Source organism: Desulfopila sp. IMCC35008, assembly GCF_010646885.2.
In the GTDB taxonomy this organism is placed as follows: Bacteria; Desulfobacterota; Desulfobulbia; order Desulfobulbales; family Desulfocapsaceae; genus Desulfopila.
This window is the reverse complement of the sequence record NZ_CP050700.1, coordinates 4,046,036-4,065,637: the sequence shown is the minus strand read 5'-3', so window position 1 is coordinate 4,065,637 and position 19,602 is coordinate 4,046,036. Positions and strand designations below refer to the sequence as shown.

The window sequence follows — 19,602 nt, the reverse complement described above, 5'->3', positions numbered from 1 at the left end:
GAGTTGAAGGGGAAGGAGAAGATGAGCAAGACCCAGAGCAATACACCAGATAAAACGCAGCAATACCATAAATCTTCTCAAGAGTCCGTTAAGGTGCTTGAACGCCTGGAAACCGGTATTACAGGGCTTGATGAAGTTCTGGGAGGAGGACTCGCCAAAGGCAGAACGATGCTTGTTACCGGCACCACCGGAACCGGCAAGACTGTGCTCTTAAACGAGTTTCTTTATAGAGGCATTACCAAATATAACCAGAATGGTATCTATATAACTTTTGAAGAGCGCCCGGATGATATTATTCGCAATACATCAGGTTTTGGTTGGAACTATGTGGAGCTGATAAATTCCGGTCAGCTGGCTATTATCGATTGCTCTCCTAAGTTTGTACAAACCGGGCAGAGCGGTGATTTCGACTGGGAAGTCCTGCTGCAAAGAGTCGCGCATTTCATCGAAAAGATAGGTGCCGAGCGTGTCGCCGTAGACAGTATTGGCACAGTTTTTGGTAGATATTCACATCTGGTCGGGGAATACAAGGTCAGGGAGTTGCTCTTTGCCCTGATGGACCAATTCAAAAAACTTGGTGTTACCACGCTGATAAGTGCAGAGAGAACAATTGAGCATGGTGTGCATGGGGGTAACAGTATTGAGGAGTTCGTCTCAGATGGAGCGATACGGCTTGGGACCCATCATGGCCAGAACAAGATCATTCGCACAGTGAGCGTACTCAAAATGCGCGGCCTTGGGTATCGCAGTGGCCTTGTGGAGTATGATATTGATGCCTGTGGCCTGTCAATATACCCCAAGATTCCTCTCGACAGTAATACTGCCATTACCGACTTTAACATTAGAGAAAGTACCGGTATCACAAATCTTGATGAAGCCATGAGCGGTGGTGTACCGCAGGGACATATGATGCTCATTGCCGGAAACACGGGAACCGGTAAAACCCTCCTGGGAATGCACTTTCTCGTGCAGGGCATCAAAGAGGGGCAAAAGTGTCTATGGATTGCTTTGGAGGAGCCGGTTGCGCAACTGAAAAAAACCGCGAAGGCCCATGATTGGGATTTAGAACTATTTGAACAAGAGGGTAAACTGCATTTTATTCGTAGTGAACTGATTGATATATCAACCGATAAGCTTCTCAGACAGATTGTTGCTACCGTAAAAGCACAGGCAATAGAACGGGTGGTTATTGATTCTGTTTCCAGTCTGGAATCATCAACCATGGACAGCAACAAGATACGAGAGTTTTTGATTCAGGTAAGCACTTTCTTCAAGACCCGTGGAATCTCCTGCTATATGAATTACCTCAGCGCCGATTCTTTTGGTGCAGGAGAAGGACAGTTTTTTGGCAGCCTTGCTACCAACGAAATGCGCCTGAGTTCCATTGTCGACGGAATTGTATTACTCCGTTATGTGGAACGGGATCAGCGAATCATGAAGCTTATGAATATTTTCAAACTGCGGGGTAGTGACCACATTAGGGATATCTTTCGGTATGAAATTATGCAAGGCGGAATCAAGTTGGGTAAACGATTCGCTAAAACAAAAGGCTAGCCTAATAACCCATGAAAAAGCCAATTACTGTTTTGTATATCCTGTAATATCAAATTATTAAAGACCAGGATTTGTATTTGCCGGTTACAGCTTGGGCCGCGAAAGAACGCTGGCGCTCAAGCGTAATTTTCAGCCTGTGGGCGTGACAGCTGAATCCATCATCTTTGTTATCAAGGCTTGCGGTAGATTGCTGTAGCGGCACCCTTGATACCTTTAGGATGAATGCAGCAAAAATGTGAATAATGGGTTAGTTGCAGGATGAAAATTACATAACGTTTTAAGAGACAGAGTAAATATGACCGCTAACGGCAAAGACCATTCTAAGACAAGTGCCGAGTTGATTGCCGAGATCACCGGACTGCGTCATCAAGTTCAAGTTCTTCAACGAAAAGAGGATGAAAACCTCGCCGCTGTTATACGTGACAGTGGGGATGGGATTCTGGTGGTTGATCTGCAGGGGGTTATTCTCTTAGCCAATCCTGCGGCTGAAAAGATCTTACGGCGGCCCAGAAACAATATTATCGGAACGCAGCTTGGGATTCCCACAAGTGGCAGTGAAAGGGTTGAGGTCGAAATGGTGACGCCGGACAATGAGGTTGTTCCGGTGGAATTGTGGGCCAGCGAGACGGTTTGGCAAGGAGTGCCCGCTGTACGGATGTCGATTCGTGACTTATCGCAGAACCGGGCTGCCGAGCAAGCATTGCGGCGCAGTGAATCCAGGTTCAGGGCGATGTTTAATCAGTCATACCAGTTTAGCCTTATCCTGGACCCCGCTGGCAATGTGGTGGAGATGAACAACCTGTGCTACGAAGTTTGCGGTGACCTCGCTACAAATGCGGTAGGTACCCCGATCTGGAATGTTGACTGGTGGAAATCTCTGGTCCAGGTATATCAGCAGACGAAAAGAGCTGTCAAAGATGTGCAACAAGGTCAAATGGTCCATGACGAGGTCTCTTATTTAGATAAAAACAGACAAATAAAGCACTCACTACGTACCTTTTCGCCAATTTTCGACGAGCAAGGCAATATCGAGCTGATCTCTTTAGTGGGGCTGGATATTACTGAGCGGATAAAGGCTGAAGAGAAGTTACGTGGGAGTGAGCGGATTTTACGCTATATAATAAAGCACGACCCCAACGCCCTGGCAGTTTATGACAATGGTCTTAGGTATATAGCGGTCAGTGACAGATATCTTCAAGACTATAATGTAAAGGAATCAGAGATTATCGGCCAGCACCATTATGAAGTTTTTCCCGAAATGCCGCAGCGTTGGAAGGACGTGCATCAAAGGATACTGCAGGGTGCTGTTGAGAGAAGTGAGAGCGATTCTTTCATCCGAAGAGATGGATCGACGACCTACAATCGGTGGGAGTGCAGACCCTGGTATTCTGCAAAGGGCACAATCGGTGGCATGATCACCTATACCGAGGTAACGACGGAACGCAAACTCGCTGAGCTGGAGTTGAAGAAGAGCGAGGAAAAATATCGCCGTCTGACTGAAAATTCGCCAGATGTTATATATAGAATGATCCTGCCTGAAGGGAAATATGAATATGTAAGTCCTGCTGTACAGACAATTTTTGGTTATTCCCCTGAAGTGTTTTACGACAATCCTATGTTTATTAAAGAAATTCTTCATCCTGATTCGATGTCGTATTTCGAAGAACAATGGCAGCGATTATTGGAGGGTGAGCAGCCTGCCACATTTGAATACATGATCATTCACAAAGACAAGGGGAGTCGTTGGATTTTTCAGCGAAATGTTTTTGTCAGAAACAAGGTCGGCCAATTGGAAGCCATTGAGGGCATTGTATCCGATATCACTCAGCGCAAACGTGCTGAGGAAGAACTGCTCAAACAGCAGAAGCTGTTTTTGATTATGTTCCAGACTATTCCCGAGGGGGTTGTGATGGCCAAGCCCAACCGGGAGATTGTCTTGGTAAACAATGGCATGGAAACGCTGTTTGGCTATTCAGCAGAGGAATTGGTGGGAAAATCTGCGGCAATACTTTATGCAAGCCAAGAGAAATTTACCAACGCGGGAGCTGCAATATTCAGCGAAGAGGCGCTCAAACAGCAGCATTGGTACCATACGCAATACCGGCATAAAAACGGTCGGACATTTCCTGGTGAGACTTTCGCTGCAAAGCTCTATGATACAGACAACCATTGGATTGGTAACCTGGCAATTATACGTGACGTAGCTGAACGGGAAAAAAAGGAACAGGAACGGGAGCTATTGCAGAGCCAGTTGCTGCAAGCCCAAAAAATGGAGTCAATAGGCACCTTGGCCGGTGGGATCGCTCATGATTTTAACAATATTCTCACGGCTATACTCGGTTTTACAGAACTGGCGCAGGGGCAAGTCGAATCTGGATCTGAGCTTGGTAGCGATTTGCAGGAAGTGTATTTGGCAGGAATACGTGCCAAGGACCTTGTCTCGCAGATCCTTGCTTTCGCCAGACAATCAAATGAAGAACAGAGACCGATTGAGGTTGCTCTGCTTGTTAAGGAGGTAATTAAATTTTTACGGTCTACCGTGCCCACAACCATTGATATCAAAATCACCATTACCAGTAAGTCCCTCATCATGGGAAATCCTACCCGGCTGCATCAAATATTAATGAATTTAGCCACGAATGCAATCCATGCCATGAAGGATGAACAGGGCATTCTCGATGTCAGTTTGCAAGATATTCATATCAGCGACTCTGATACAAGTAAACCGCTGGAATTGGATTTTGGTCGTTATGTAGAGTTGAAAGTTTCTGACAGTGGGGCAGGTATTTCGCCGGAACATATCAAACAGATTTTCGAACCCTATTTCACTACGAAGGCTCAAGGGCAAGGAACGGGTCTTGGGCTCTCTTTAGTACACGGTATCGTAGAAACTTATGGTGGAAAGGTTTTCGTGGACAGTACCCTTGATGTGGGGACAACTGTTACTGTCCTTTTACCCATCGTTAGCAAACGTAACCAGGTAATTGGCGATGAAATCGAGGTGTTTCCACTGGGCAAAGAGCGCATTTTGCTCGTTGATGATGAGGCTGCAGTCGTTAAAATGGAGTCGAGAATGCTGGAGAGTCTTGGCTATTCTGTGACTACCAGAACAAGCAGTTTGGAGGCGCTGGAGCTATTTCGTTTAAAAGCTGACAGTTTTGATCTGGTGATTTCCGATATAACGATGCCAAATATAGCAGGAGACAGGTTGGTAGAAGAAATTCGAGTCATCAGACCGAACATTCCGACTATCTTATGCACTGGGTATAGTGGTAGAATAACCGAGGAAAATGCAAGAGAGCGTGGTGTTAACGGATTTATCTTAAAGCCAATTGTCAAAACTGAATTTGCCGCACTCGTAAGAAAAGTGCTCGATGAAGCTGAAGCCAAGGGTCCGTCGTAAGCAGCGCCTTGGGGTGTGCAATTCAGGCGGAGTGAGCGAATCAGGGCGGGGATGAAACTTGACAATGGCTTGTATTGATCCCAGTGGTTAGCCATAATCAACTGAGGTTTATCTTCTCTTTCTACCCCTGGCGAAAGGAATTCCCTCTTCACACGGCACTCTGGTCTGGCAGAGACCGCAGCTGTTGACTGTAAAACCTAGCTGATGCTGTTCAACATATTCGGCGGTGACGTTGCGGATATACTCTTTGCACCGTACCTTATCATGCCCACATTCGGAAATGGCGCCAATCGGGCAACGCCTGATACAGGCCATGCACTCACGTCCGGCAAAACGCATGCACCAGGCCATGTGGTGGGTGTATTCACGCGGTGATGGTGATAATTTTCTGCGAACCACTGCAGAGCCAACCCGAATAGCCTTCCCGGCCCGCGTGATAAGACCATCTGACAAACCAAAAGTACCAAGGCCGCAAACATAGGCGGTGTGTCTCTCAGACCAGCTCGACGCATAGCCGTATCTGGCTGACGTTTCCCTTGACCATTCAGGCATCAGCATGGGGCTGCAGGCATGATAGCCATCTATCGCCATCATCTCAACGACATAACGACGCAGGTTCATATTCACCTGTTCACCATAGTGGCGAGCCTTGCTCCACTCTATACTTGGCATTTCATGCATTCTGCCGTGCGCCATCCGAGTGTTTTCGGTCTGTGGCAATACCCAGGTAATAACACTCAGATCATCTGCACTCAGTTCTTCCAGTGGGAAGGCAATTCTATAGGCTATCTCAGGAGTCCAGTAGAAATCTGGTCCGATATCCTCTTGTAAAAAGGCAAACAGAGGATCATTGCCGGCAGCAAAACCTACAAGCGGCTCGCCAAAGGCGAAAAGGTCAGAGTCCGGGCCCAGCCGGTTGTTCTCCAGCCGAGCCGCCCAGGCAATTATTTTCTCAGTTATGTCATTCATGTTTTCCATAAATACTATCTGCTCAGGCTTCTGGACTGTCAATTTCCAGGAAGCGGGAAATAATCACAAGTGTGGTATATGGCCGTATCGGTAGCCTATATCCAGCGTATGAATCATAACGCGTAATTCCTTCTCCGCAAGGGCTTGAGGTAGTTGAAGTGCCAAATACGGTCCTGCAAAAATGGCAGCAGCTGATGTCCCGGCAGGGTGCTTGCCCTCTCTGCCACCCCAAAGAACCCGTAACCCAGAAGTTGTTCTCTATGAAATAGTTGAGTGCTGAAAAAAGAATTTGCATCAGGTCATATCTCACTCCCGTCATCTTTTTTTGGCTGTGTTTCTCTGTTGATTCAGTGCATTGCCAATCGACACCAGGGGCTGAGTCTCTGCCTTTTTTCAGGAGACAGTACACTATCAATACCAGAGGGCGAAAGTGTATGGAGAGGATGCTGAGGCATCATATCATCTCTATAAAGACGGGATGGTACACTACGACACCTGGCAAATTGTATGTGTTTGCTGTAGGTCTCAGAAAGAAGTATGTGGCGAGGGCAGGAAACCCGATGGATCCTGAAAGTGGCCTGTGAGGAGGCATCACCGTAGAGCACAGGTGCTCCAGCGAGCGCTCAAAAGAGCATTAAAAGAAAGTGGTATACACAAACACGCATCTGTTCATAGTCTCCGTCACTCATTTGCAACACACTTGTTGCTTCAGGGGGGTGGATATCAGGCAGATTCAGGATTATCTGGGACATGCCCGTGTTGAAACAACAATGATTTATACTCATGTCGTAAAGGATATGAGAAATCCGGTAACGAGTCCTCTTGATAATCTTTGAGGGTGGTTTTATGTATCAATAAAACCACCCAATAATCAAAAGTCGATATGCTCTGAATTCGGAAACACGTGGAGTAATGTCTTCGTTATGCAGTGTAGCTAAAGGTCAGTTTGTCGTCCTTCATGTCGACGGCAGCTTCACCACCTTTTGAGAGTTTACCAAATAGTATTTCTTCGGTGAGGGTGTCACCAATCTCTTTCATGATGAGTCGTCTGAGTGGACGGGCACCATAAGCGGGATCGTATCCTTTTTTTGCAAGCCATGTTCTGGCTTTGTCGCTCAACTTGATGGAAACGCGCTTTTCTGCAAGCTGCTCTTCCAACTCTTTAATCAATTTATCGACAACCTTTTCCACGCTGCTTTCGTCAAGTTTGGAAAAAGATACGGTTGCGTCGAGACGGTTGCGGAATTCCGGCGCAAATAGCTTGTTGATGGCCGTGGTATCTTTTCCTTTTTCGTTCGTAACGAAACCGATTGACTTGGAGGCCATTTCCCGTGCCCCTGCATTCGTTGTCATGATAATAATGACGTTTCTGAAATCTGCTTTTCTGCCCGAGTTGTCGGTGAGGGTGGAGTGATCCATCACCTGCAGCAGGATAGAAAAGATGTCCTGATGAGCCTTCTCAATTTCATCGAGCAGCAGTACCGAGTAAGGGTGTTTGCGGATTGCTTCGGTCAATAAACCACCCTGGTCGAAACCGACATAACCTGGAGGAGAACCGATAAGGCGCGCTACGGCGTGTTTCTCCATGTATTCGCTCATATCAAAACGTTCGAAATGCACGTTAAGGACGCTGGCAAGCTGACGGGCAACCTCTGTTTTGCCAACACCGGTGGGGCCCGCAAAGAGAAAGCTCCCTGTCGGTGAATCGGGGTTGCCTAAGCCCGCACGAGATCTTTTAACCGCAGATACGACCGCCTCAATTGCTTCATCCTGGCCGAAGATAACGTCCTGGAGTTTTGGTGCCAGCTCTTTGAGCGCGTTCACGTCAGAAGAAGTGCCGCTCTTGGCAGGTATGCGTGCAACCTTGGAGACAACTTTTTCAATGTCGTTAATCTTGACCATTCGGTTTTGACGTCCCTCAAGACGGAACATCGAACCTACCTCGTCCATCACGTCAATCGCCTTATCCGGCAGAAAACGTTCGTTAATATACCGCTCACTTAATTCGGCCATGGCCTTCAGCGAGTTTTTCGAGTAACGGATTTGGTGATGATCCTCATATCTCTTTTTCAATCCTTTAAGGATTTGGATGGTATCGGAAACGGATGGTTCCTCAATATCAATCTTCTGGAATCTGCGCGAGAGTGCTCGGTCTTTTTCGATCTGGTTCTTGTATTCCTCGTAGGTCGTAGAACCAATGCAGCGTAATATGCCGGCCTGAAGTGCAGGTTTTAAGAGGTTGGATGCATCCATCGAACCGCCGCTGGTTGCACCTGCACCGACGATGGTGTGCATCTCATCGATAAAGAGGATAGCGTTTTCCTTTTTTTCGATAGCAGATACGACCGCCTTTAATCGTTTCTCGAAGTCACCGCGATATTTGGTGCCGGCTACGAGCGCACCCATATCTAGCAGGTGAATCTCAACGTCCTGCAGCAGGTCCGGCACGATGGGTTTCTTTTCTTCCTGCCGGGCAACCTTATCTTCATGAATACGCCGGGCCAATCCTTCTGCCATGGCCGTCTTGCCGACACCTGGTTCACCCACCAGCAGCGGGTTGTTTTTCTTTCTCCTGCACAGCACTTGCATGATCCTGTTGATTTCGTCATCACGACCGATCAGGGGATCAAGCTTGCCTTCAGCAGCCTGCTGGGTGAGGTTTACGGTAAACTCTTTAAGGGCTTTATCTTCCTTGGATTTTTCCTTGGTTTCCGGTTCCTCCCCAGGGGGGTGGGGAAGGGGCTCCGCTTGCAACCCCTCAGGTAACTCATGGGAGATAAAATTAACCACGGCCATCCTGCCGACACCCACAGAGCTCAGGAAGTAAACGGCATGTGACTCCGCCTCAGAAAAAATAGAGACGAGAACATCACCACTGTCGACTTCTTTTTTGCCGCAACTCTGTACGTGAGCAACCGCCCGCTGTAAAACCCGGTTGAAGGCCAGGGTCTGGGTCGGTTCCTGCTGGTCTGCAGAGGTAAGTTTGGGGATTTCTCCCAGGAAATAATTCTCAAGACGTTCCTTGAGTATATCAAGGGAGCCGCCGCATTCGTTGATTATGTAGGTAGCCAGGTCATCATGAAGCAGACCATAGAGCAGGTGCTCCACAGTTACATATTCATGTTTGTGGTTCTTGGCTTCCCGGATCGCCCGAATCAGTGATTTTTCGAGTGTCTTGCTTAACATATATAAACCTTCATGTATTCATTCGTTCCGGCTGCTCAGGCTTTTTCCATTGAACAGCGCAGGGGGAATTCATTTTTGCGGGCCAGTTCGTGTACGATTGTGATTTTTGTCTCACAAATTTCCCGGCTGTATACGCCCGCCACGCCTATGCCCTTTTCATGTACATTAAGCATTATGCGTGTTGCTTCCGGTATTGATTTGTGAAAGATCATTTCCAGTATCTGGATTACAAACTCCATTGATGTGTAATCGTCGTTATGAAGCAGTACCTTGTAGAGCGGTGGTTCCTGAAGCTCCACCCAGTCACTGGTTGCTACCGAGCCTTGCTGCTCATCTTTTCGTTCTGTCATAATGTACTACGCGGTCTTTCAAGTTGTACTGACGTTGTTAATTTTTTGTGAAAACAGTTTGTTGTCGTGTCCCTGTTTTCCAGATTGCGTTCTTCTTCCCAGTTAAGATAATACCTAAATAGACTTTTTCAATCTACAAAAGGCTGAAGGGATGTGCTGACTGCGGTTACGAGTAAAAGTCGTGCATCGCAGCCCTAATCAGCATTTCTTTTCTGCCTGAACAACGACAGAAAGAGATCCTCGAGCACTAACTGTTGGGGAAGCGGGGAACCTTTTAAACGAAACTCCGCCTCTAATAGAAGTTTAAGCCAAATTTTCAGTTGATAACAGGAAAAATCTGCCGCTTTTGAAAAACTCATGAACAAGGCATATGGGTGACCGCCGAGGTGGTCCTGCCATTGCTCCGATTCTTTTAAGGCGGGCAGGTAACTATTCTGGAATTGTTTGGCGTTCATGTTTTTCTGATAAAGGGGGACCGGTTGTAACTGGATCGACCGCAGTATCAGGAGCTTTCTGATATAATTGCGCATTGAGGCCAGGATCGCGAGTCCATGGGTGCCATTATCCTGCAGTCGCTTGAGGATAATGAGTGTTTTGCTTACCTGGCGTTTGCCGAAAGAGTCGGTAAGCTCATAGAGGGCATCTTCTCGTGAGCGGCTAACCATTCTATCAAGATCTTCAGTGGTGATATAATCCCGCTCGTCAACATAGAGCGCCAATTTTTCCGTCTCGTTGACTACAGCCACCGGGTGGAAGCCGACCCGCTCGAAAAAAAACTCCAGTGCCTGGGGTTCTATTTTTTTACTGAAACCATCCAGGGTGTTGTGTACGAGTTCCCTGAGCACGTCTTTTTGCTGTTTCTGGGCAGCAGAGGCAGCCCCGGTGGCGACGGAGCAGTCGATGACAAGGCCGTTCTTCTTGATGAAGGTAAAGAGCCGTTGACGTTTGTCGACCATCTCGGCGGTCAGTATTAAATAGTTGTTTGGTGGTATGGTGGATGAAAATGTGTCGATAACACGGTCGGTGATATTGGTTGCCTCGCCGGTGCTGATTTTGCCGGTTCCCACGGCCTTCACAAATAGGGCGTCGGCCCAGCCGAGATCTCCTGCGGGTTTGCTAAACCCGAACTGCTTTTGCCAGCCGCTGTCGGATAGTTCCGAGAACGGTTTCTGGGTTTCCATGCCGATAGAACCGACCCTGGCAAACGAGGTGATATGGCGCATGGCAGCATGCTCCTTGCCTGACTGGTGAGCGGCCTCGCTTTTCTCCCAGATATCGGATGCCACTGTCTTGGAATGGAAGATGCCGGAATCGGTAACGCGGTAGATCTGCTTCCCCGGCAGCAAGGAAAAACTCTTCAGTTTAGCCAGCGTCTGCCCGGGGTTTTCCCGGTCACCGTCTATTGGGTGAACAGCCCCTCCGGCATCCCCTTCAAGTAGGGCATCCTGGATGGAGTCGGCGGCTTCACGGCATAGGTATCGTTCTCCGAAAAGGAGGATGATCTTGCATTTGCCCAGTTCTTCTCTCTTATTCAGCAACGGTTGGAGCTCGTTTCGTTTAATCTGTGCCATGTCTGCCTGTTTCGCCCGCTTTCAAGGTGCCTTGCAATCTATGCAGTATTGCCGGAAGAGATCCGGGCTGGATGTAGTCTCCGGCGACAGCGTCGCTGAATATATTCTTAAACAGTGTTTCTATTTCTTTCCAGCTCTCAAGGTTTTGATCGCCTGCGACTATCTCAAACAACTTCCTGTTATATGGGTTGTTGATTGCCGCCTTACCGGTGCCGATCGTCGCCAGTATAGCGATATCGTTGTTGAATATGCGGTTGATGCGACTGTATGCCCGCATGCCGCCGCAGGAGCCGAGACTGATAAAGTGAAGACCTGACTGTAACGAGTCAACAACTCCCATATTCTCTTCCAGCAGGGCTTCCAGCGGCTCGAAGAGTTGTTCGTGTCTCCAGTAGCTGTGACCGCGCTGGGCAAACATCTCATGGCCGCTGGTCAGAAAGGTCCTGAGCAGTTTTTGCTGGTCATGCCGGTCTTGATACACATACAGGGACTGGGTGACTTCCAGATTGTTTACCCGCTTTTGCCAGTCGATGGCAAGCGAGAACCGGTTGGCCAGGCGAAAAATGTCGTAGACGGTCCCTGCAGGTGTTGTGGGTAGTTTGTGAAACAGGCGGTTTGCCTCTTGTGATGCTTGTTCCGGAACCGGAGAAGCGGAATAGGTTAAGGAGATAGCAGGTTTATAACCATGCTCAAGCAGCGAGAAACTGTAAGAGGCGTAGGATGAGCGCCCGTCGTCGTCATCCTGGAAGACAGAAAGACCGGTGAGACGGCCGTCCTGCCTCCATCGTTCGAAAGGGGCATGGGTATAGGGGGCGAGGTCTATTGGGCCGTGTTGCTGAATCATCCGGAGGATTCTGGTTGTATCCTGTTCGCTCAGAAAATTGGGGTGGTTGTCGAGATAGTATTGCAAAATAACCCGCAGGTTGAGTGCCATTTCTGCAGTCTGGCCCCTTAACTCGCCGAGCAGCAGATCGATCAGGTAAGATCGTGCCGACGGCTGAAGTGCTGTCAGGAGTCGGCTGAAGGTTGCCGAAAAAAGGATCAGGCTGTCCTGGTCTTTCAGGGCAGACTCGGTTACCAGCTCAAGTATTTTCTGCTGGTGCCCGGGGTCAGCCGGGAAGAAGAGGGTGAGTCGTCCCTTATGCGCCAGGTGGGTGATAAAGTCGGAAATAAAGAGGTGGTGGGGATCGGTTGCAAGCAGGAAATCGAGTAGTCTGTCACCGTATTGTGTCGCGATCCTTTGTTTCAGTACCGGCGCCAGTATATCCCTGAAAGAGGAATCATATAACTCCCCGCCGTTGGCCAGCAGCAGATAGATATTGGCAGCTGAGAGGACAGTTGCCGCTTGTTTTCTGGCATGACCCGTTGCCTGTCGTAAAAGGGAGATTGCTTCCCTTTTATTTCCCTTGGCTACTGCCTGTTCAAAATCGTCTTGAAAATGGTGCGAGGTGGTTGGGTCCAGCCGTGCAAAAAGGCTGGTGAGTGTTTCCGTGCTGGACCCTGCAAGCCTGCCGGAACCGATCTCCCGCCCGTATCCATCTGTAATATCGTGAAGATTGTTTATCTGCCAGATAAAGTCACGTGCCGCCTTGTGGTAACTGTTAAGGAGAAGTGTTTTCCGGGTATCTGAGAGCTGTTGGAAGCTCGTATCCCTCTCGCCAGTGGGTGTTGCGAAGAAACCCTGTAGCCAGAACGACAGGTTCGATACTTGCAGCGTCGGTTGACTGAAAAGGGCACGAATATTGATCGCATCCCGTTGATTGAATCTTATCAGGGTAGAGAGCAGGGGGAGGATCTCCTCTTTTCGGAGTCCCTGCACCAGTAAACCTTTTTCAGCAGCCCGGCATTGCGGCTCGGTCATGATTGAAAGAAGGGTAATTGCCTGCAACAATGTCTTGGGGTCAATGGCTGGAAAGGCAAGCAGTGATTGGGTTGCCCATTGTCCAGCCTCGGTTGTTCCCTGAATCGACGCAATGAGGTCGAGGAGGGTTGTTGCCTTATCTATTGTAATGTTGGCAAGAGGGGTGAGCACCTGCTCTGAAACAAAGCTGGTTTGCTCCAGCGTTTGCAAGAGATTCCTGCTGCCGGCAAGGGTTGCATCCAAACAGGAGGTGTACAGCTCAAGCAGGGGGATCGAATTGAACCGAACCGGAACCCGGGTTGCCAGCTGGAAAAGTGTTTCAATAGTATGACTGTCTGCATCCGGCAGTTTGCACAACGCGCGAAAAAGTCTTTGGCGGGTGTAACTGAGATTATGCAGGCGGGTTGCATACTCTTCGATCTGCTCTTGTTGCAGCCCTTTTACCTGGCGAAGGCTTTCCGTTGTACGTTCCTTTTGGAACTCTTGCATGGTGGCAGCCTCCGGGTATCCCGGAAGGAAGTGGAGACCGAACACAGTCAGCAGGACAAGCGGGAGGTGCTTTAATTGCAGGAATACGGGGTATTCTGTCATAATCTTCATCTTTTGGGGTAACACAGGTTCATACCCAGACAGTGTAGCGGATTTTTCCTTTTAATTCAGTCAGAATTATTGGCTGACTTTTTGCCAAGGATGTTGAGCAACAGGGCAAAAAAGCATTGGACCAGATTAAACAGGGGAACCTGCAGGTTTGGCGGCATGAGGTAAATAATGGTTACCGAGGGGAGCCAGACTATCATGTTTGAGAGGACAATGGTCGGGATGGTCAAGGTGATAAACCGTCTGTCAACCTGAGCCAGGCACGATTTGATTTTGAACCCGGACTCCTTGTAGAGGTAGGCGATGGCAATGGTGGGTACGGCCCAGAACGGGGCATAGAATCCCTGGTCTACAAGAGTTTTGATGAACACCGTGGATATGCTGTTGTCTGTTCCGAAAATTATTCCTTGGAGCCGGTAGAAAAGATCCACCTCGATTCCCTTCATGCCCCAGAACAGCAGGTAAAAGGTGAGCTCGGCAACAGGGCTTTTACCCGTTTGTTTTGTCAACAGGAAATAGAGGAAGGGAATCAGTCCGCCGAAAAGGGCTGTGGCACAGGAGGAATATACTATGCCGTATTTTACTTTGAGTGTGGCAACCGCCTCAAACACGGGTTGCGCCGATGGGGCAAAATAGTATGAAAAACAAATTGTTATAGCTATGATCCACAGGAATATTCCGGGGATGAGGTTTTGCAGGAAGGCGTGGCGGATTTGTGAGGTGAGTTCTTTTGGCAGCATGACGGTGATTTACTATTTATTGAAGAATATTAAAAAAAGAGACCCAGGATGCCATGATCGTAAAGAATCTTGAAACCAATGAGCCAGAGAACGGTGCCGCCGAGAAGCTCTGCATAAAGACTTAAATGTTTAAAGGTTGCGACCTTGGTACCCAGGTGCATGCCGATAAGGGTAAAGAGGGCGGCGACAATCCCGATGATGATGGCAGGGGTGATAATGGCTTGATTGAGCAGGGAGATGGAAAAACCGACCGCCAGGGCATCGATGGAGGTGGCGATGGAAAGGATGACCAGGGTGACTCCTCTGGTTGAGTCCTTCTCGTGTGTTTCCTCCTCATCAAGCTGAAATGCCTCACGAATCATGTTTGTACCGACGGCGGCCAGCAGGCCGAAGGCGATCCAGTGTGCGTAATTCTCCACAAACCCGCGAACAGCTGTGCCCGACCACCAGCCGATAACCGGCATAAGAGCCTGGAACAGGCCGAAATGGTAAGAGAGACGAAAGGTCTGGCGTGGGCTGATTTTTTTCAGGCTTATGCCAACGGCGATAGAGACGGCGAACGCGTCCATGGCCAGTGCCACGGCAATACCGAATATGGTTAGATAGGACATGATATTTCGTTTGAACCACTCTCACACGGAGGTGTGGGTCCGTCTCGAACAGTTACCTCAGGCTCTCGTTGATTTTTTCCAGCGCCTCACTGCCGGGGCATAATTCGCCCTGGGTGAGACTGTTGAGTGGGCGGGGAACTGTTTCGATAATATCGTGCGTATCCTTGCTTGCAGGGTTGACGTAGATGACTCCGGTCAGCAGTCTGCCTTTTTCCTTTTCTTCTTCAAGCTTGTTCACTGAACGTTTGCGGTCCGTTACGTCAAAGTTGTGGTCCAGCTTGTGAAGCTGGATGGTTGAACCGTCATGCATGGCGACCAGCTGGCTGGAGCCTTCATCGTAACGGGTAAGGATTTCCTTCTGTAAAGGAATAAAATCAAAGGTGCCGGTAGCCTCGCTGTGTTCTCTCACATACTGGTAGCTTTTGGTAGAGCTATCGGTATTGTTGAAGGTTACACAAGGAGAAATGACATCAAGAAAAGCCAGACCGTTGTGGGCGATTGCCGCTTTGAGCAGCGGCACCAGCTGCTGTTTGTCGCCGGAGAATCCCCTGGCTACAAAACTTGCCCCGAGCTGGATGGCGATTTCACAAAGGTCAATAGACTCAAACGGGTTCGGTTTGCCTTTTTTGCCCGCAGACCCCTTATCTGCCGTTGCTGAGTCCTGGCCCTTGGTCAAGCCGTAGCAGCCATTGTTCATGCAGACGTAGTTCATGTTCAGGTTGCGCCTGAGAACATGGGCGAACTGGCCCATGCCGATGGAGGCGGTATCTCCGTCGCCGGAAACGCCGATATAGAGCAGGTCTCTATTGGCCATGTTGGCCCCGGTGGCAATGGAAGGCATCCTGCCGTGGACGGAATTGAACCCGTGTGATTTGCCAAGGAAGTAGGCAGGCGTTTTTGAGGAGCACCCTATACCCGAGAGCTTGGCAACCCGGTGAGGGTCGACAGACATCTCAAAACAGGCCTGGATAATGGCATTACTTATCGAGTCGTGACCGCAGCCTGCGCAGAGAGTGGAGATGGCTCCCTCATAATCATGTTTAGAATACCCCTTATCGTTTTTCTGTTGTGCCGGGTGGCGAAAGTTCGGACGTGTATAACTCATTTGCTGCCTCCCGTGGTCTCTTGTTGGCCGTTAAGGTGTGCCTGTAATTCTTCAGTAATAAAATCTGCTGTTATGGGCAGTCCGTCAAAACAGAGGACGGATACCAGCTTTTTCTGGGCAATCCTGTGTTCGGCCAGAAGCAGAGTGCGCAGCTGGGCATCGCGGTTCTGTTCGATAATAAAAATTGTTTCATGCTGTTCGATGAAATCGAGCACTTCAGTGGTGAACGGGAAACTCCTGATTCGCATGGTGTTCACCGTTGTGCCCTGTTTTTCAAGTCGTTCGATGGCTTCATAGGCCGCATGTGTCGTGGTGCCGAAAAAGAGGGCACCGATACCGGACTGTGCTCCTCTTATTTTTATGTGGGGGCCGGGGACCATTGTTTTTGCCGTCTCCCATTTGGTTAACAACCTCTCCATGTTGCGTTTATAGGCAGCGTTGTCTTCGGTATAGGCGGCATATTCGTTATGGGATGAGCCTCTTGTGAAATATCCGCCTTTGGTCGGGTGGGTGCCGGGCAGGGTGCGATAGCAGATGCCGTCCCCATCCACATCAAGGTATCGGCCCCATTTCTCTTGTAAATCATCAAGCTGGCTTGCATTCAGTACCTTGCCGCGATCGTATGTGCGGCTATCGTCCCATGAAAAGGGCGGGCTGACATGATCGTTCATGCCCAGGTCAAGATCGCTCATGATAATAACCGGGGTCTGTAACCGCTCCGCCAGGTCAAGAGCCTCGGCGGTCAACTCAAAACACTCACGTGGATCACATGGAAAGAGCAGGAGGTTTTTGGTGTCACCGTGTGAGGCGTAGGCTGCGGCAAAAATATCAGATTGCTGCGTCCGGGTGGGCATACCGGTGGAAGGGCCTGTTCTTTGCACATCGATGAGCACTACCGGGACTTCGGCAAAGTAGGCCAAGCCTAAAAACTCACTCATCAGCGAGACACCGGGGCCGGAGGTCGCCGTAAAGGAACGGGCGCCGTTCCAGGATGCACCGATCACGATGCCGAGGGCTGCAAGCTCATCTTCCGCCTGGATAATGGCTACTTTTTTCAGTCCATCTTCTTGCCTGTATATGTTTGTATATCGTTCAAAGGCTTCGATGACAGAGGTTGAGGGTGTGATCGGATACCAGCCGGCAACTGTCACCCCTCCGTAAACGGCTCCTAATGCTGCGGCGCTGTTGCCGTCAGTGAGTATGGCGTCTCCCAGCAGGTCACGACGCTGTATAGAGAGTCCACACTGGTCTTCAAAATGAGTTTTTGCGTATTCGAACCCTATCTCAAGTGCCTTGATGTTTGGTTCGGCAAGTTTCGGTTTCTTCTTGAACTGACGGGTAATCGATTCGGTTAGAACCTTAAACTCAATATCGAGCAGGTAGGAAAGGGAGCCGACATAGATGATGTTTTTAAGCAATTGCCGCAGTTTCGGATTTTCAAAGGCGCTATTGCAGAGTTCCGTCAGCGGTACCCCAAAAACGGTAATATCTTCACGGTTACACTCATCCGGCAGTCGCCGGGTGGCGTCGTAAAAGAAATAGCCCCCGCTTTGTACGTCATTGTAATCCTTAACGAGTGTCTGGCCGTTTACCGCTACCATTATATCGATCCCGGCTCGCCGGCCCAGGTAGCCCTGCTCGTTCACCCGGACCTCATACCAGGTTGGCAGTCCCTGGATATTGGAGGGGAAAATGTTTTTGGGGCTTACCGGGACCCCCAGCCTGAAGATTGCCTTGGCGAAGAGATTGTTTGCGCTGGCCGAGCCGGAGCCGTTGACGTTGGCAAAACGGATTACGAAATCGTTGATGCGTTCTATTCTGTTCATATCACTTTAGTCTGGGGTGCTTTATAGATGAACTTCACCATTTCCCACGAGGAGGTGGGGCATCGTTCCGCACAGAGACCGCAGTGCAGGCAGACGTTCTCGTCCTTCACCATGATACGATTAGTAGGGAGCTCGTCCGAGACATAGAGCGACTGCTTGATGTTTTCAGCCGGAATGATAAGGCGCTTCCGCAATTCCTCCTCATCCCCGTTTTCAAGAAAGGTGATGCAGGAGGTGGGGCAGATATCCACGCAGCCGTCACATTCGATACAGGTGGTGTGATCGAAAATAGTCTGTACATCGCAATTGAGACAGCGCTGGGCCTCTCTCTGTCCTCTGTCATGGTCAAAACCGAGCTCGACTTCGAGCAACCGGTCCTGGATGGAGAGTTTTTTGTCCGCCATGGGTACTTCCTGCCGGTCTTCATCGGTGACGTGGCTTTCATAGAGCCAGTCGTGGATACCCATTTTCTGGCTGTTGAGAGCCACTTCAGGTTCCGGCCATTTGGTGAGATCCTCGCCTCGACAAAAAAGGTCGATGGAGATCGCGGCCTGATGTCCATGGGCCACTGCGGTGATGACATTTTGAGGGCCGAATGCGGCGTCACCACCGAAAAAGACTCTGGGCAGTGTGGATTGCAGTGTCTCTTTATGTATCACCGGTGTGCCATATTCCGAAAACTCCAGGCCGATGTCCTGTTCTATCCAGGGGTAGGCGTTGTGTTGGCCAACGGCAAGCAGCACCTCGTCACATTCGATAAAGACAGGTTCCTCGCCCGTCGATATCAGCTTACGTCGTCCAGAATCGTCATATTCCGGCTTCACCCTGTCAAATTTCATGCCGATGAGCGTACCGTTCTCAACTACAAATTCCAAAGGGACATGATTGTCGATGATCTCGATATCTTCACGCTCGGCATCTTCGATCTCCCACGGTGACGCTTTCATCTCCTCACGCGGGCTGCGGACGATGACTTTTACGTCTTTACCGCCAAGTCGTCGTGCCGTGCGGCAGCAGTCCATGGCAGTGTTGCCACCACCTAATACCAGTACCCGGTCTCCGGCCTTGGTGATATGGCGGTAAAGGATGGCGGCAAGCCATTCAATACCGAGGTGAACCTGGTCGTCGCCTTCAGTGCGACCCGGGAGGTCGGGCAGGTCTCTGCCTCTTGGAGCCCCGGTACCGATGAAGACAGCATCATATCCTTTCTCAAGGAATGATTTCAGGCTTGGTATATATGCACCATGATAGCAGGTAATACCGAGGTCGAGGATCTGGTCGATTTCCTCATCCAGTACTTCAGCAGGTAACCGGAAAGAGGGGACCTGGGTGCGGATGAACCCGCCCATTTTCTGTTGATCGTCGTAAAGGTCGATCTCATATCCAAGTAGTATCAAATCTCTCGCCACGGTGAGCGAGGCAGGGCCGCCGCCGATGAGACCGATCTTCTTACCGTTTTTTTCTTGAGGAGCCTTGGGAAGCCTCTCTTTAACCGAGGGCTTGAAATCGGCAGCAACTCTCTTGAGCCTGCAGATGGCCACCGGCTCCTCATCTATTCGTCCTCTCCGGCAAGCCGGTTCGCAGGGGCGGTCGCAGATCCGACCAAGGATACCGGGAAATACGTTTGATTCCCAATTGACCATGTAAGCATCCGCATATTGTTCATTGTCGATCAAGCGGATGTATTCCGGCACCGGGGTATGAGCGGGACAAGCGTACTGGCAGTCGATAACCTTATGAAAGTATTCAGGATTGTTTATTTTCGTCGGCTTCAAGTTGTCGCCTCACATGCAGAATAGGTAAAGTGATTTATTTTCGCACAATTCATA

14 protein-coding genes are annotated in these 19,602 nt (G+C 49.5%); 4 read left to right on the top strand and 10 right to left on the bottom strand.

Going from position 1 to position 19,602, the window contains the following annotated elements:
• Positions 1 to 21 precede the first annotated feature (21 nt).
• Positions 22 to 1,554, top strand: coding sequence for an ATPase domain-containing protein (locus tag GA520_RS17710; protein ID WP_163337751.1), 1,533 nt, complete (start codon positions 22 to 24; stop codon positions 1,552 to 1,554).
• Positions 1,555 to 1,849: 295 nt separating this feature from the next.
• Positions 1,850 to 4,957 carry a PAS domain-containing sensor histidine kinase gene (locus tag GA520_RS17705; protein WP_163337750.1) on the top strand — a complete coding sequence of 1,036 codons (3,108 nt, stop codon included), beginning with the start codon at positions 1,850 to 1,852 and terminating at the stop codon, positions 4,955 to 4,957.
• A 108-nt stretch (positions 4,958 to 5,065) separates the two neighbouring features.
• Here GA520_RS17705 and GA520_RS17700 read toward each other — a convergent pair whose 3' ends face one another.
• Positions 5,066 to 5,935 carry an epoxyqueuosine reductase gene (locus GA520_RS17700; RefSeq protein ID WP_205749254.1) on the bottom strand — a complete coding sequence of 290 codons (870 nt, stop codon included), beginning with the start codon at positions 5,933 to 5,935 and terminating at the stop codon, positions 5,066 to 5,068.
• Between the two features lie 571 nt (positions 5,936 to 6,506).
• Here GA520_RS17700 and GA520_RS27230 point away from each other — a divergent pair.
• Together GA520_RS27230 and GA520_RS27225 are read left to right on the top strand one after the other, a co-directional pair.
• Positions 6,507 to 6,689: a tyrosine-type recombinase/integrase gene (locus GA520_RS27230; RefSeq protein ID WP_370362726.1), complete on the top strand. Its 183-nt coding sequence runs from the start codon at positions 6,507 to 6,509 to the stop codon at positions 6,687 to 6,689.
• Positions 6,643 to 6,762, top strand: coding sequence for a tyrosine-type recombinase/integrase (locus GA520_RS27225; protein ID WP_370362725.1), 120 nt, complete (start codon positions 6,643 to 6,645; stop codon positions 6,760 to 6,762). Before GA520_RS27230 ends, GA520_RS27225 begins: the two co-directional genes overlap by 47 nt.
• Before the next feature lie 85 nt (positions 6,763 to 6,847).
• On the opposite strand, the gene clpA is transcribed toward GA520_RS27225, so the two are convergent.
• The 9 genes from clpA to GA520_RS17650 all read right to left on the bottom strand — a co-directional run bounded on the left by clpA (position 6,848) and on the right by GA520_RS17650 (position 19,548).
• The gene (gene clpA, locus GA520_RS17690; protein ID WP_163337749.1) at positions 6,848 to 9,112 is read right to left on the bottom strand and encodes an ATP-dependent Clp protease ATP-binding subunit ClpA; all 2,265 of its coding nucleotides are present in this window, start codon (positions 9,110 to 9,112) and stop codon (positions 6,848 to 6,850) included.
• A 35-nt stretch (positions 9,113 to 9,147) separates the two neighbouring features.
• Positions 9,148 to 9,462, bottom strand: coding sequence for an ATP-dependent Clp protease adapter ClpS (gene clpS, locus GA520_RS17685; RefSeq protein ID WP_163337748.1), 315 nt, complete (start codon positions 9,460 to 9,462; stop codon positions 9,148 to 9,150).
• Between the two features lie 194 nt (positions 9,463 to 9,656).
• On the bottom strand, positions 9,657 to 11,033 hold the full coding sequence (holA, locus tag GA520_RS17680) for a DNA polymerase III subunit delta (protein WP_163337747.1): 1,377 nt from the start codon (positions 11,031 to 11,033) through the stop codon (positions 9,657 to 9,659).
• Positions 11,020 to 13,485, bottom strand: a complete 2,466-nt coding sequence (locus GA520_RS17675; RefSeq protein WP_163337746.1) for a hypothetical protein — start codon at positions 13,483 to 13,485, stop codon at positions 11,020 to 11,022. The genes holA and GA520_RS17675 overlap by 14 nt, the downstream gene beginning before the upstream one ends.
• 65 nt (positions 13,486 to 13,550) lie before the next feature.
• Positions 13,551 to 14,231 (bottom strand): hypothetical protein, encoded by a 681-nt coding sequence (locus GA520_RS17670; protein ID WP_163337745.1) that lies wholly within the window; start codon positions 14,229 to 14,231, stop codon positions 13,551 to 13,553.
• 29 nt (positions 14,232 to 14,260) lie between these two features.
• Entirely contained in the window at positions 14,261 to 14,842 is a 582-nt protein-coding gene (locus GA520_RS17665; RefSeq protein ID WP_163337744.1) for a manganese efflux pump MntP family protein, read from the bottom strand.
• Positions 14,843 to 14,894: 52 nt separating this feature from the next.
• Positions 14,895 to 15,947 (bottom strand): 2-oxoacid:ferredoxin oxidoreductase subunit beta, encoded by a 1,053-nt coding sequence (locus GA520_RS17660; RefSeq protein ID WP_163337743.1) that lies wholly within the window; start codon positions 15,945 to 15,947, stop codon positions 14,895 to 14,897.
• Positions 15,944 to 17,773: a 2-oxoacid:acceptor oxidoreductase subunit alpha gene (locus GA520_RS17655; protein WP_163337742.1), complete on the bottom strand. Its 1,830-nt coding sequence runs from the start codon at positions 17,771 to 17,773 to the stop codon at positions 15,944 to 15,946. The genes GA520_RS17660 and GA520_RS17655 overlap by 4 nt, the downstream gene beginning before the upstream one ends.
• Positions 17,770 to 19,548 (bottom strand): FAD-dependent oxidoreductase, encoded by a 1,779-nt coding sequence (locus tag GA520_RS17650; RefSeq protein ID WP_163337741.1) that lies wholly within the window; start codon positions 19,546 to 19,548, stop codon positions 17,770 to 17,772. Before GA520_RS17650 ends, GA520_RS17655 begins: the two co-directional genes overlap by 4 nt.
• Between the last annotated feature and the right edge of the window lie 54 nt (positions 19,549 to 19,602).